Source organism: Parahoeflea alexandrii, from assembly GCF_027214025.1.
Classification (GTDB): Bacteria; Pseudomonadota; Alphaproteobacteria; order Rhizobiales; family Rhizobiaceae; genus Hoeflea; species Hoeflea alexandrii_A.
In genome coordinates this window covers 19,265-31,956 of the sequence record NZ_JAPWHB010000010.1, presented here as the reverse complement: position 1 = coordinate 31,956, position 12,692 = coordinate 19,265, and the positions used below count along the sequence as shown (strand labels likewise).

Below are 12,692 nucleotides of genomic sequence, written 5' to 3'. Positions count from 1 at the left end.
TTGGGATACTACATGAACTAGCCCCCCCGGTGTCATCTGCCATCAATTTCCGGTGTTGCGGGCGGGCCGCCATTCAGATCCGCGATCAGGGCTTCCATTTCGGCGATCTCGCGCTTCTGGGCCTCGATGATCTCGTCCGCCAGGTCACGCACCCGCGGGTCGCTTATATTGGCGCGCGTGCTGGTCATGATGGCGATGGAATGGTGAGGGATCATCGCCTTCATCCAGGCCACGTCGCCAACTGTGTCCTGGCTCCGTACAAGGTAAAGGCCCGCGCTGAACGCGATCACCGCTCCGACCATGATCGCAATGTTGGCTTTCCTGTTGGTGTACATTCCGAGCATGAAGGCAAGCATGACCACTGCCATTGTTGCACCCATATACAGGGCCATCCACATCCTGGTCTGGCTGAACCATACGTGGCTGATGTTCCAGGTGTTGAGGTACATCAGGCCGTACATGATGATGGTGGATGTCGCAATCATCGCCAGAAATCGTGAGTATGCCATTCAATCCTCCATGTATTTTGGTGTGGGCTTAACGACCTTCCAGTGCTGGAGGGTTCCACCGGGATCAGAAAAAGTTTGAAACCATCGCTTGACCTTCCGGTGACTGGAAGAATTAGGGTCACCTGAAGTCAGCAAGGATCGGCATCATGGACCATCATCGAAACTGCAAACACTCGCATCCGGAAGACCACGGCGAGGAGCCGAAAGTCGACACCGACGCGCTGTTCGAGGCGGCCACCGTACCGCGCAATGGCAAGGTCAAGGACCCCGTCTGCGGCATGGATGTCGCCCTCGACAAGGGCAAGCCGACGCTTGAGCACAAGGGCGAGGCGTTTCATTTCTGCTCGACCGGTTGCCACGACAAGTTCGAGCGCGATCCCTGGTTCTATCTCTCGGGCAACAAGGCCAGAAAGAAGAAGACGGCTCCGAAAAACGCCATGTATACCTGCCCGATGGATCCCGAGATCGTGCAGGAAGGTCCGGGCACCTGCCCGATCTGCGGCATGGCGCTGGAGCCGATGGATGGCGTGGCCGACGGTCCCAACCATGAGCTGGTGGATTTTACCCGCAGGCTCTGGGTCAGCGCCGGCGCTGCAATCCCGCTGCTTGTCCTGACAATGGCACCGATGCTCGGGCTTCCGATCCGCCAGTGGCTTGGCGAAACGCTTGCCCTGTATCTGGAATTTGCACTGGCAACGCCTGTGGTGGTCTGGGCGGCGCGGCCGTTCTTTCATCGCGGCTGGACCTCGATCAAGACCTGGAACCTGAACATGTGGACGCTGATCATGATCGGCGTTGGCGCGGCCTATCTCTATTCCACGATTGCGACCTTTGTTCCACACCTGTTTCCGGCCGGGCTGCAAATGGCCGGCGGCCACATGCCGGTTTATTTCGAGGCGGCCGTGGTGATCATCGCGCTGGTATTTGTGGGCCAGGTACTGGAACTGAGAGCCCGCGAACGCACCGGCGACGCGATCCGCGCACTGCTTGATCTAGCCCCGAAGACCGCCCGCCGCATCCTGCCGGATGGCGAGGAGTATGATGCGCCGCTCGAAAACATTGTTGGCGGAGACCGGCTGCGGGTGCGTCCCGGCGAAGCCATTCCGGTGGATGCAGTCGTCATTGAGGGCCACAGCTCCGTTGACGAAAGCATGCTCACGGGTGAACCGCTTGCGGTGGAGAAAGGCCAGGGCGATCATGTCACCGGCGGCACCCTAAACAAGAACGGATCGCTGATCATTCAAGCCGAGAAGGTCGGTGACGAGACCATGCTGGCGCGCATTGTTGCCATGGTGTCATCAGCCCAGAGGTCCCGCGCACCCATCCAGGGGCTCGCCGACCGGGTTGCCTCCTATTTCGTTCCAGCGGTGGTTATCGTTGCTGTTCTGGCGTTCGTCATCTGGCTGCTGGTCGGTCCCGATCCGGCATTCGTGTTTGCCATTGTCTCAGCTGTTTCGGTGCTGATCATCGCTTGCCCCTGTGCCCTGGGATTGGCAACGCCGATGTCGATCATGACGGCTACCGGCCGTGGCGCTCAAGCAGGCGTTCTGATCAAGGACGCGGAGTCGCTCGAACGCATGGCAAAGGTCGATGTGCTGGTCGTCGACAAGACCGGTACACTGACCGAAGGCAAGCCGGCCCTGACCGATGTAGTGACTTTCGGGGAAATTGCCGAGATTGACATGCTGGCGCTTGTCCGGGGCATTGAATCCGGATCGGAACACCCGTTGGCCGAGGCTATTGTCGAAGGCATCGCTGCGCGCGATATCGAGGCGAAACCGGTGTCGGACTTCGAGGCGGTCACCGGCAAAGGCGTCTCGGGCCGATCAGGGGACAGGAAACTCGCGCTTGGAAATGCGGCCATGATGGACTTTGCCGGTGTCGACTACGGCGCTGCCGATGAGCAGGCCCATGCGCTTCGCTCGGACGGCAAGACTGCGATGTATGTCGCGATCGATGGCAGACTTGCGGGCCTCATCGCTGTGGCAGACCCGATCAAGGCAAGCACAGGTGATGCCATCAGGGCGCTGCATGAGGCCGGTCTCAAAATCATCATGGCGACAGGCGACAACGAGACCACGGCCCGCGCGGTCGCCGATCAGCTGGGCATCGACGAAGTGCGTGCCGGTGTTCTTCCTGAGGACAAGAAGGCATTGGTGGATGAGCTGCACAAGGCCGGCCACAAGGTTGCCATGGCGGGTGATGGCGTCAATGATGCACCTGCGCTGGCTGCGGCGGAAGTTGGCATCGCCATGGGGACAGGGGCCGATGTGGCCGTCGAGAGTGCCGGTGTCACCCTGCTCAAGGGCGACCTCGGTGGTATCCTGCGGGCGCGCAGATTGTCCGAGGCCACGTTGCGCAACATCAAGCAGAACCTGTTCTTCGCCTTCGCCTACAACAGTGTCGGCGTGCCGATTGCCGCAGGGCTGCTTTATCCGGTCACCGGAACCCTGCTGTCACCGATGATTGCGGCAGCCGCCATGAGCCTGTCTTCGGTGTCGGTGATTTCCAATGCGCTGCGTCTCAGGTCGGTCAAGCTTGACGCTTGACCTTCCAGCAGGTGGAAGTCTTATGAGAGAACCAGAATGCAATTTGGTTTCAGGTCAGGGAGGCAGACATGAACATCAGTGAAGCGGCTGACGCAACCAGCCTTCCGGCCAAGACAATCCGCTATTATGAGGATATCGGCCTCATCAAGCCGGCCCGCGCAACCAATGGTTATCGCGATTATGACGGCAACGATGTTCACCGTCTCGCCTTCATTCAACGTTCAAGAAGCCTCGGCTTCACCATTGACGAGTGCCGCTCACTTCTCTCGTTGTATGAAGACACGGAGCGCGCCAGTTCCGATGTGAAGGCACTGGCACTGGAAAAAATCGGGGAGATCGACCGCAAGCTCAAGGAGCTCAAGTCCCTGCGCAACACGCTCAAGACCCTTGCCGATCATTGCCACGGTGATGATCGTCCGGACTGCCCGATCATCGACGAGATCGCAGGGAGAAGCCGGGTATGAACGCGCGGAACATGGTAATTGCCGTGGCAATCCTGGGAGCTGGAATCCTGCTCTACCGCGTACTCGCGCCATCTGCTCCGGTCGCGACCGGAGCCGCTCTGGCCAGTGTGCAGGTTCCGGATCTCTCGCCAGATGCTCAAAAAGGCGAAAAGCTGTTCAACCGGTCGTGCGGTTCCTGTCACGGCACCAATGCGGCCGGACAGGACGGAATTGCACCGCCATTGATCCACAAGATCTATGAACCCAATCATCATGGGGACGCGTCATTCCACCTCGCAGCCAAGAATGGGGTGCGCGCGCATCATTGGTCTTTTGGCAACATGCCGCCGGTTGAAAGAATTACCGATCCTGAGCTCGACAGCATCGTTTTCTATATACGCGAGCTCCAGCGCGCCAATGGAGTGTACTGATTTGATGTCCGGACAGGCGCAACGATACCAGCAGCATTCTCACCGGTTTGTGAAGCGGGCAGTGCTTGTCTTGCAAGATCTGTCGGGGCAATACTGTTCGCAATGAAGAAGTCTGGTCGCCATCTACCCGGTCGCTGGAATGTGTTTCTGATACTGATGCTCGTATTTGCGAGTATCGTGCCAGGAGCCACGCATGCCGCGGCAATGGCTGGATCGGCAGCGGCCAGCAGCGGAATGCATCACATCGGCAACGGCGCATCCGCTGACCATTCGATGATGAACCATCGTCAGGGTAAGGATTTTCACTCAGCTGCCGTTCAGGATCAGGAGCAGACCGATCATTCGAGCATGCAGGATCAGTGCTGTCCGATGTCGTGTTCCTCTGCTCTCTGCTCGGTTGAACCGCTCAGCGAATCTGCCTTCATTCCCGACAATTTCGAGACCATACCCTTGCTGGGCCTTGTCGTCTCGGCCATGGCATTGCCGGAACGTCCTCCGCGCGCCTGAAGTGTAGCTGCGCCCGTTATCGGGCACCGTGGCCGGTTTCGATCGGCCAACCGCACTTCTATCGCAGTAGGACAATCATGTTTCGTACTCTCTTTGCGGCTGCAATGCCGCTGGTGCTCGCCGCTTGCACGGCTGCGGGCAGGCCTGCCGATATCATGCCGGGCAGTTCTCCGGCGGATTCCGTCTCAGGTATTCGCAACACCCACCATCACACAGTTCTTGAGGGATACTCCCATCGTGTGCCTGTGGATCCCAAACCCTGGCGTCAGCAAAATGATAGCCAGGCTCCCGGCGCGGGAGAAAGCTCATGAGGATCTCGCGAACAACCAGATCCATAGTGATCACGTCGTCGGCAGCCTTGGTCCTTGCCGGGTGCGTCAGCGATCAGGAGCTTGCCGGATACTCGGCGAAAGAAGCCGGTTTTGGCGTCGTCGCAGCATCCGTTTCCATCGGCACCCGAGGCAAAGAGGCGGTTTGGCTTCAAAACAAGGATCAGGCAAAAGCGGTTTCCGAACGCGTACACGGCTTGGTGCACAAGAAATCCATCAATGCTGACACCGCTGTTCAGGTAGCACTTCTGAACAACAAGGGCCTGCAGGCAGCCTATGCCGATATCGGCATGAACGCTGCAGAAGCCTGGCAGCAAAGCCTGCCTGAAAACCCAACGGTTTCGATCGGCCTGTTGGGGATTGGAGCGCCGGAACTTGGCGCATATCGTGCCATCGAAGGAATGATTGCGGCCAACATCCTGTCGCTCGCAACGCGACGGACACGTGTCGATATCGCAGATACGCGCTTCCGGCAGGCCCAGATGCGGGCGGTCGATGCAACCCTCAAGGTCGCAAATGACACACGCCGGGCCTGGGTCAATGCCGTTTCGGCGTTCGAAACAGTCGCTTATCTCAATCAGGCCAAGGTTGCAGCCGATGCGGCGTCCGAGCTTGCTCAGAAACTCGGCGAAAGCGGAGCGCTTCCAAAGGGCGGTCAGGCAAGAGAACATGCCTTTTATGCCGAACTGACCGGGCAGATGGCCGAAGCCCGGCTGGCGTCGCGGCTGGCCAAGGAAGAGCTCACGCGGATCATGGGGCTTTGGGGAAGCGAGGTCGATTACTACGTCCCCGACAAGCTGCCGCGGTTACCTCGCGGGCTCGTCAGGAAAAACCGGATCGAGCAGGAAGCGCTTGAAAACCGGGTCGATCTTCGCGTTGCAAAACTGGAACTGGAAGCCGTTGCTAAGAGCTATGGCCTCACTGAAGCCACGCGCTTTGTCACGGATCTGGAAATCATCTCGGGCTTTGAAGCCGAACGTGAGATCGAGACCGAATACGAGATTACCGGTGGCAATCTTGAGGAGAGCAGGACCCGGAAAACAGTGGTCACGCCGCAGCTTGAACTGGAGTTCGTGATCCCGATCTTCGATAGCGGCAAACCCCGTCTCCGCAAGGCCGAACTCGCCTACATGCAGGCAGCCAATCAGCTTGCCGAAAAGGCGGTCAACATCCGGTCCGAGGCGCGGTCGGCGCATACCGCCTACAGTTCGACCCATGAGATCGCCCGGCACTACCTCAACTCCGTGGTGCCCTTGCGCACCACGATCGAGGCGGAGTCGCTGCTGACCTATAACGGCATGATCTCCAACACGTTCGAACTCCTCGCCGATACCCGCGCCAAGATCGGAACCCTGATGTTGGCAATCAACGCCAAACGCGAGTTCTGGCTGGCAGATGTCAATCTGACCGCTGCGATCTATGGCGGCGGTACCGGTGCAAGCAGCGCGGCTGCGGCACCAACCGTTGGCGATGCTGGCGGCGGCGGCCACTAACTTTCCGGAAAGGAAAAGACCATGATGAACAGACGTCAATTGCTAGGTGCAAGTGCTGCCGGAGCGGCCCTTGTCTCCTCGACCGCCTGGTCGAGAACAACCAATATGGGGCTGCCTGATGCGGCTCTGATGGAAAGCCCGCTGACCCAGGCCCCGCTGATGCCATCTACCGGACCGAACTATAACCCGGTTGTCACACTCAACGGCTGGACCTTGCCATTCCGTATGAACAACGGAGTGAAAGAGTTCCACCTTGTCGCCGAACCGGTGGAGCGTGAACTGGCAGACGGCATGACCGCCTATCTGTGGGGTTACAACGGCCAATCCACCGGCCCGACCATCGAAGCCGTGGAAGGCGACCGGGTTCGGATCTATGTCACCAACAAGTTGCCCGAGCATACCTCGGTGCATTGGCACGGGCTGATCCTGCCATCGGGAATGGACGGCGTGGGGGGGCTTTCCCATCCGGCGATCCCACCCGGCAAGACCTACATCTACGAGTTCGATCTCGTGAAGTCGGGGACCTTCATGTACCACCCGCACGCTGACGAGATGGTGCAGATGGCTATGGGAATGATGGGCTTCTTCATCATTCACCCGAAAGACCCGGCGTTCATGCCGGTTGATCGCGATTTCCTGATCATGCTCAACGCCTTCGACATCGATCCCGGCTCCTACGTGCCGAAGATCATGACCATGGCGGACTTCAATCTTTGGACATGGAACAGCCGCATCTTCCCCGACATCGATCCGCTTGTCGTGTCGAGGAACGATCGCGTCCGGGTGCGCGTCGGCAACCTGACCATGACCAACCACCCGATCCACATGCATGGCTATGATTTCGAGGTGACTTGCACCGATGGGGGCTGGGTGCGGCCTGAAGCCCGATGGCCGGAAGTGTCGATCGATATACCGGTGGGGGCAATGCGGGCCTATGAATTTGACGCCGTGCACCTGGGCGACTGGGCCATCCACTGCCACAAATCCCACCATACGATGAATGCCATGGGTCATGACGTCCCCACATTCATAGGTGTCGACAAGTCCAAGGTCACCAGGAAGATCCGGGTGGTGCAGCCCGAATACATGCCGATGGGCACAGCGGGCATGGCAGACATGGGCGAAATGTCGATGGAACTGCCCGACAACACTGTGCCGATGATGGCCGGCTGGGGCCCCTATGGCCCGCTTGAAATGGGCGGCATGTTCTCCGTCGTCAAGGTCCGTGAAGGGATCTCGGCTGGAGATTACAGCGATCCAGGCTGGTACGAAAACCCGCCCGGAACCCAGGCCTATGAATGGACCGGCGAGCTGCCGGAATTCGCCAAGGCAGCAGACGCAACAACAACAATCACGCCAACGCCGGTGAAATCCGGCAGCAACGGCTAACCTCTTCGACCCGAAGTGTTCACGAAAGGAACAACACCCATGAAAACTCTTCTGATTGCATCCGCATCCTTCCTCGCGATGACAGCATTGGCTGTTGCCGCTGGAACCCATTCCGGCGGTCATGACGACATGATGGCCATCGGCAAGCCCGGCAAGGCGTCCGAGGTCAGCCGCACAATTGAAGTGATCATGAAGGAAACCGACGACGGCGAAATGATCTTCGAGCCCAAGGAGATCAACGTCGAGAAAGGCGAGACCATTCGCTTCATGGTGATGAACAAGGGCGAACTCGAGCATGAGTTCGTCCTTGATGATCATGAAGGTGTGATGGAGCACAAGGGGCTGATGGAACGCATGCCCGAAATGGAACATGACGATCCCAATTCCGTGCGCCTCGATCCGGGCATGGATGGCGAAGTCATCTGGAGCTTTGCCAATGCGGGCCCGTTCGAATTCGCTTGCCTGATTCCCGGTCACTACGATTCAGGCATGAAGGGCATGCTCACCGTCACCGGCCACTGATCAAACCGACCGATTCCGACACAAACCGAGGTAAGACATATGCGAAAATTCACGACACTCATGTTCGTAGCCATGATTGCTGCTACCGGCAGTTCGGCAGCTCTTGCCACCGAGTACACCAAGGGCAAGGTCAAAAAGGTCGACATGAAGGCCGGCAAGGTCACCATCATTCATGAAGAACTGGCCAATCTCGACATGCCCGCCATGACCATGGTGTTCCGCACAGTTGATCCGGCCATGCTGGAGAAGATGAATCCTGGTGACGACATCGAGTTCATCGCCGACCGGGTGAAAGGCAAACTGACTGTCACAGAGCTGAAATAACCGCCGAAAGGCAAGTGGCGGGAAATCGAAGCTTCTCGCCACTTGCACCTGTTGTTTATCGCCAAGACCACTCCCGGATTGCCGGGCTGAAAGGCCTCCGATGAAACTTTCCCGTCGCCGTTTGCTCGCCGGTTTCTCTTCCGGTCTCGTCGCCTGCCAGTTGCCTGAACTGTCACTGGCAAAATCACCGGATGGGTTCTTCGACCTCATTGCCGCGCCTTCGAAGCAGCGGCTTTACCTGCCCGATGCGCCCACGTCGGATCTTTGGACCTACAACGGATCTGCACCGGGGCCGGAAATCAGGGTGAAAAAGGGTGGGCGCGTCCAGGTACGCTTTACCAACAAGCTGGAAGAGCCGACATCGGTCCACTGGCATGGAATTCGCATCGACAACTCGATGGATGGCGTTTCCGGGCTGACTCAGAAACCGGTCGAGCCCGGCGATTCATTTTTGTATGACTTTGTTGCGCCCGATGCAGGCACCTTCTGGTACCACGCCCATAACAAAAGCTGGAACCAGGTCGCGCGCGGCCTTTATGGACCACTTATTGTTGATGAGGTTGAGCCCGTTTTCGAGCGTTCAAACGACATTACGCTTGTTCTTGATGATTGGCGGCTGGCCGGCGAAGGTGTGCTGGACGTTGCGAGCCTTGGATCGATGATGGAATGGGCGCATGGTGGGCGGCTGGGCAACTGGCTGACCGTGAACGGCCAGAGCCGTCCGGTGACTGACATTGTCCGCGGCCAGACCTATCGCCTCCGGCTCATCAATGCGGCCAATGCACGTGTCTTCGAAATTGATCCAAACCGTTTCGGCGCAACCCTCATCGGCTTTGATGGCCAATCATTCACCGAGCCTGCCAAGTTTGATTATGCGCCACTCATGCTGGGGCCAGCCCAGCGCGTGGATCTGATGGTCGTGGCCGAAAGCGATTTTACCATTGCAGAAGTCTCCGGGGACACCCCTTACCCTATCGCGGGATTCTCGGTCAGTGATGCCGAGACCACGGAAGCGCCGAGATCCGACATCAAGCTGCAGCCCAATGTTCTGCCGGCCCCTGACCTCGCCAGTGCCCGGCGCATCCGCCTGCAAATGACAGGCGGTGCGATGGGAGGCATGATTGACATCATCTACAAGGGAAAAAAGCTTCAGGGAGATGATTTCCGCACCGCAAGACAGGCCTGGGCCTTTAACGGAGTGGCCAATCTCGCCGAGGAACCGTTTTTCGAGGCCCGGCAGGGCGAAACCATTCTTATTGAAACCGTAAACCGGACCGCCTGGGTTCATGCCATGCATGTCCATGGTCATCATTTCCAGATTCTCAACAGATCCGGATCTGATGTCGATGAGGGCAAACCATGGCGGGATACGTTTCTGATCGGGCCAGATCAGACGACCGAGATCGCTTTCGTGGCCGACAATCCCGGCAAATGGCTGTTCCATTGCCACATGCTTGAACATGCGGCAGCCGGCATGAACACCTGGTTTGAGGTGCTCTGATGGGCAAGCGAACTTATGACCTCAGAGCCAGAGCGGGTCTCCCGAAAGGAATGTATCGATGATAAAACGACGGAACCTGCTCGCCGGTGGCGCGGCACTTGCAGCCAGTGGCGCTCTCTACGCTTGGGCAGATAACCGCTTCACGTCTCAAACGACCGATGTCGCAAACCGCCCTGTATTGCAGTTTCCGCCGCTGATCGACTCGGTCGATACCGGCAAATTCCTGGTCACCGCCCAGTCAGGCACAACATCCTTCTTTCCGGGCCATCCAGCAGAAACGATTGGCTTCAATCAAGCCTATCTCGGACCCGTGGTTCGGATCAGGAACGGAGCACTGCGGCCGAGTGTGGAAAACGCACTGCCATGGCCGGTCAGCGCGCACTGGCATGGCCTGGTGGTGCCAGGCAATCACGATGGAGGACCACATCTTCCCGTCAAACCGGGAGAGGTATGGGCACCGGACATGGAAATTGGACAGGGACCCTGCACCGCGTTCTTCCATACCCACATCCATGGTCGAACCGCGCGCGATGTGTACGCCGGTCTGGCTGGTGTGCTGCATGTTGCAGACGGGCTTGACGGCGAACGAGGCTTGCCGGAAATCTATGGTGTCGATGACCTGACGCTGCTGCTTCAGGATCGCCGGTTCTCCGGGGACGGCCAGCCTGTCTACGCCAACTCGATGATGGACATCATGCATGGCATGACCGGCGACACGATAGTGGTCAATGGTCAGGTAGGTTCAGTTGCCGCTGTGCCGAAGGCAGTCGTGCGGCTACGCTTGATCAACGGTTCGAATGCGCGGATCTATTCACTGTTCTCCAGCGACGACCGGCCCATTCACCTGATCGCAACGGATGGTGGATATCTGCCAGCCCCTGTGCAGCTTGAGACGCTCCGTCTCGGACCGGGAGAACGGGCCGAGATTCTGGTCGACTTCTCGAATGGTCATGGCATGTCGCTGATGAGTGAGGGTGACCCCAATTCGGGTATGGGCGGTATGATGGGAAGGGCACGCGGCCTGCTCGATGATATAACCGGGGGCAGGCGGTTCGAAGTGCTTCCGTTCCGGGTCGACGGGCGGCTTGCCGCCAAGGTCACACGCATCCCCGATGCGCTCGGAGGAGATCGACCTGATCTCACAGCCGCCAGGGTCTCAAAGCTGCGCAACTTCTCTCTCGATATGGGTATGGGAGGCGGAATGATGGGATCAGGCGGAATGGGTCGCGGCATGATGGGCGGCATGGCCATCAACGGGCAGCCATTCGACATGAGTGCCATCAACGAACGCGTGCGCCTCGGCGACACGGAGAAATGGGTGGTCGGCACCAGCATGCTCGCACATCCATTTCATGTTCATGGTGTCTCCTTTCAGGTGATCAGCGAGAACGGACGAGAACCGCGGCCGGAGAGCCAGGGATGGAAGGACACGGTCGTTGTCGACAGCCAAACCGAGCTGCTTGTCCAGTTCACTCAGCCAGCGTCGGAGGAAACGCCGTTCATGTATCATTGCCATATTCTTGAGCATGAAGATGCCGGAATGATGGGGCAATTCACAGTGAGTTAAATGCGTTCGCCGGGCTCGCGCCAACCTGGAGACTGGAAATTCCTTAATCAGAAAGCATTGGAATGTGACGGCGACGCGTGCGGTTTGTCGCAATTGATGAATACCTTCGTCAAAGCGCGCATCGTCCGGTATGATTTTCTGTCTATGGCTTGCTGCTGCCCGCAGCCTAATGGCAGAGGGGAATGGAGCCTTTCTACCGCACGTCCGACCGGTCAAGTCATCGACGGAACAGATTGCAGCCTCACTTCATGAGGTACTTGGCCAGTGCGGCAATGGCCAGGATTACCAGAATGGCAATCAGCAGCATCCAGACACCGCCAAGCCCCATAATCCCGCCTCCCATTGTGTCGTTCATCATTTCCGGTCCTCCATGGCTTTGGCCCCCGCGGCCTGCCGTTGTGTAAGCCAGACCACGGCAAGCGGGATGAAAATCCACTGAAGAAGCGGGCTCAGTCCTGTTCCGAACGGCGGCACCAGTGGCATGAGGTCGGAGTAGGTCCAGCGCTCCGATATGTTGGTGTAGTAAAATTCAAAACCAACAGTCAGACCTATGCCCACCCCGACGAACAAGAGCGTTTGCCAGGCTTTGGGTGCTTCAAACCAAAAGCGGGATCGTGCGGCAGCACTGGTAATCCAGAATGCAGTCAAGGCGAATCCGATATCCCCGAATGTTGCCGAAGAACAGAGCTTGATGCCGTCCCAATGGTTCATCTCGATCATGCCCGCATAGGTGGGCGCCTGCCAGAACTCCCAGACGAAGTGCAGCAGGAAGGAAAATACGATCACCGAAAATTCGGGCAGGCGTGTCATGTTGTCTGGTCTCGTTTCAAGAAGCGCAGAGTGTCCGCCTCCACTCCTAACACCCTAATGGTTACTGTAGGGGGAAGGTCAAGCTACCTTCGTGATTTGCTCAAAGGGGACAGCGATCATGCTCTGTGCTACCGGACAAGCATAACTATTGCCGAACAAAAAAGCTGATCCGATCCACCTGATGCCTCCATACGCAGGAATCTGAAGTCTTTTGGCCGGTCCTTGATGACACGTAGAGGCTCGTTGCGAAAACAGATCGGTGACCGCATTGATGCCAACACGGACATGGTAGCGCAGAACGAAGAATGCCAAGCCTGC

The 12,692-nt window shown here is 58.1% G+C and carries 12 protein-coding genes; 10 read left to right on the top strand and 2 right to left on the bottom strand.

All coding sequences use genetic code 11. The features are described 5' to 3' along the window. Positions 1-32: 32 nt before the first annotated feature. A complete protein-coding gene (locus O4H62_RS24435) occupies positions 33-509 on the bottom strand; it encodes a DUF305 domain-containing protein (protein ID WP_269391493.1) in 477 nt (158 codons plus the stop codon). Positions 510-655: 146 nt separating this feature from the next. Here O4H62_RS24435 and O4H62_RS24430 point away from each other — a divergent pair, with 146 nt between their 5' ends. The 10 genes from O4H62_RS24430 to O4H62_RS24385 all read left to right on the top strand — a co-directional run bounded on the left by O4H62_RS24430 (position 656) and on the right by O4H62_RS24385 (position 11,564). After that, the gene (locus tag O4H62_RS24430) at positions 656-3,058 is read left to right on the top strand and encodes a heavy metal translocating P-type ATPase (protein WP_269391492.1); all 2,403 of its coding nucleotides are present in this window, start codon (positions 656-658) and stop codon (positions 3,056-3,058) included. A gap of 68 nt (positions 3,059-3,126) precedes the next feature. Beyond that, complete coding sequence (gene cueR, locus O4H62_RS24425; RefSeq protein WP_269391491.1) at positions 3,127-3,522, top strand: Cu(I)-responsive transcriptional regulator; 396 nt, start codon at positions 3,127-3,129, stop codon at positions 3,520-3,522. Continuing rightward, positions 3,519-3,932: a c-type cytochrome gene (locus tag O4H62_RS24420; RefSeq protein ID WP_269391490.1), complete on the top strand. Its 414-nt coding sequence runs from the start codon at positions 3,519-3,521 to the stop codon at positions 3,930-3,932. Before cueR ends, O4H62_RS24420 begins: the two co-directional genes overlap by 4 nt. A 102-nt stretch (positions 3,933-4,034) precedes the next feature. After that, on the top strand, positions 4,035-4,439 hold the full coding sequence (locus O4H62_RS24415; protein ID WP_269391489.1) for a hypothetical protein: 405 nt from the start codon (positions 4,035-4,037) through the stop codon (positions 4,437-4,439). 307 nt (positions 4,440-4,746) lie between these two features. Then, a complete protein-coding gene (locus O4H62_RS24410) occupies positions 4,747-6,261 on the top strand; it encodes a TolC family protein (RefSeq protein ID WP_269391488.1) in 1,515 nt (504 codons plus the stop codon). 21 nt (positions 6,262-6,282) lie between these two features. Then, positions 6,283-7,650 carry a multicopper oxidase family protein gene (locus O4H62_RS24405; RefSeq protein WP_269391487.1) on the top strand — a complete coding sequence of 456 codons (1,368 nt, stop codon included), beginning with the start codon at positions 6,283-6,285 and terminating at the stop codon, positions 7,648-7,650. A gap of 39 nt (positions 7,651-7,689) precedes the next feature. After that, entirely contained in the window at positions 7,690-8,172 is a 483-nt protein-coding gene (locus tag O4H62_RS24400) for a cupredoxin domain-containing protein (RefSeq protein ID WP_269391486.1), read from the top strand. A 39-nt stretch (positions 8,173-8,211) separates the two neighbouring features. Continuing rightward, positions 8,212-8,496, top strand: coding sequence for a copper-binding protein (locus O4H62_RS24395; protein WP_269391485.1), 285 nt, complete (start codon positions 8,212-8,214; stop codon positions 8,494-8,496). Between the two features lie 100 nt (positions 8,497-8,596). Further along, the gene (locus O4H62_RS24390; protein WP_269391484.1) at positions 8,597-9,997 is read left to right on the top strand and encodes a multicopper oxidase family protein; all 1,401 of its coding nucleotides are present in this window, start codon (positions 8,597-8,599) and stop codon (positions 9,995-9,997) included. 58 nt (positions 9,998-10,055) lie between these two features. Next, entirely contained in the window at positions 10,056-11,564 is a 1,509-nt protein-coding gene (locus O4H62_RS24385) for a multicopper oxidase family protein (protein ID WP_269391483.1), read from the top strand. A gap of 354 nt (positions 11,565-11,918) precedes the next feature. Here the strand turns inward: O4H62_RS24385 and O4H62_RS24380 are convergent, their stop codons facing one another. After that, entirely contained in the window at positions 11,919-12,374 is a 456-nt protein-coding gene (locus O4H62_RS24380) for a hypothetical protein (RefSeq protein ID WP_269391482.1), read from the bottom strand. Positions 12,375-12,692: the final 318 nt, after the last annotated feature.

What these genes read in the sequence shown, in the direction of transcription:
- O4H62_RS24435 (WP_269391493.1), bottom strand. Translation starts at nt 509, where the DNA reads ATGGCATACTCACGATTTCTGGCGATGATTGCGACATCCACCATCATC.
- O4H62_RS24430 (WP_269391492.1), top strand. Translation starts at nt 656, where the DNA reads ATGGACCATCATCGAAACTGCAAACACTCGCATCCGGAAGACCACGGC.
- cueR (WP_269391491.1), top strand. Translation starts at nt 3,127, where the DNA reads ATGAACATCAGTGAAGCGGCTGACGCAACCAGCCTTCCGGCCAAGACA.
- O4H62_RS24420 (WP_269391490.1), top strand. Translation starts at nt 3,519, where the DNA reads ATGAACGCGCGGAACATGGTAATTGCCGTGGCAATCCTGGGAGCTGGA.
- O4H62_RS24415 (WP_269391489.1), top strand. Translation starts at nt 4,035, where the DNA reads ATGAAGAAGTCTGGTCGCCATCTACCCGGTCGCTGGAATGTGTTTCTG.
- O4H62_RS24410 (WP_269391488.1), top strand. Translation starts at nt 4,747, where the DNA reads ATGAGGATCTCGCGAACAACCAGATCCATAGTGATCACGTCGTCGGCA.
- O4H62_RS24405 (WP_269391487.1), top strand. Translation starts at nt 6,283, where the DNA reads ATGATGAACAGACGTCAATTGCTAGGTGCAAGTGCTGCCGGAGCGGCC.
- O4H62_RS24400 (WP_269391486.1), top strand. Translation starts at nt 7,690, where the DNA reads ATGAAAACTCTTCTGATTGCATCCGCATCCTTCCTCGCGATGACAGCA.
- O4H62_RS24395 (WP_269391485.1), top strand. Translation starts at nt 8,212, where the DNA reads ATGCGAAAATTCACGACACTCATGTTCGTAGCCATGATTGCTGCTACC.
- O4H62_RS24390 (WP_269391484.1), top strand. Translation starts at nt 8,597, where the DNA reads ATGAAACTTTCCCGTCGCCGTTTGCTCGCCGGTTTCTCTTCCGGTCTC.
- O4H62_RS24385 (WP_269391483.1), top strand. Translation starts at nt 10,056, where the DNA reads ATGATAAAACGACGGAACCTGCTCGCCGGTGGCGCGGCACTTGCAGCC.
- O4H62_RS24380 (WP_269391482.1), bottom strand. Translation starts at nt 12,374, where the DNA reads ATGACACGCCTGCCCGAATTTTCGGTGATCGTATTTTCCTTCCTGCTG.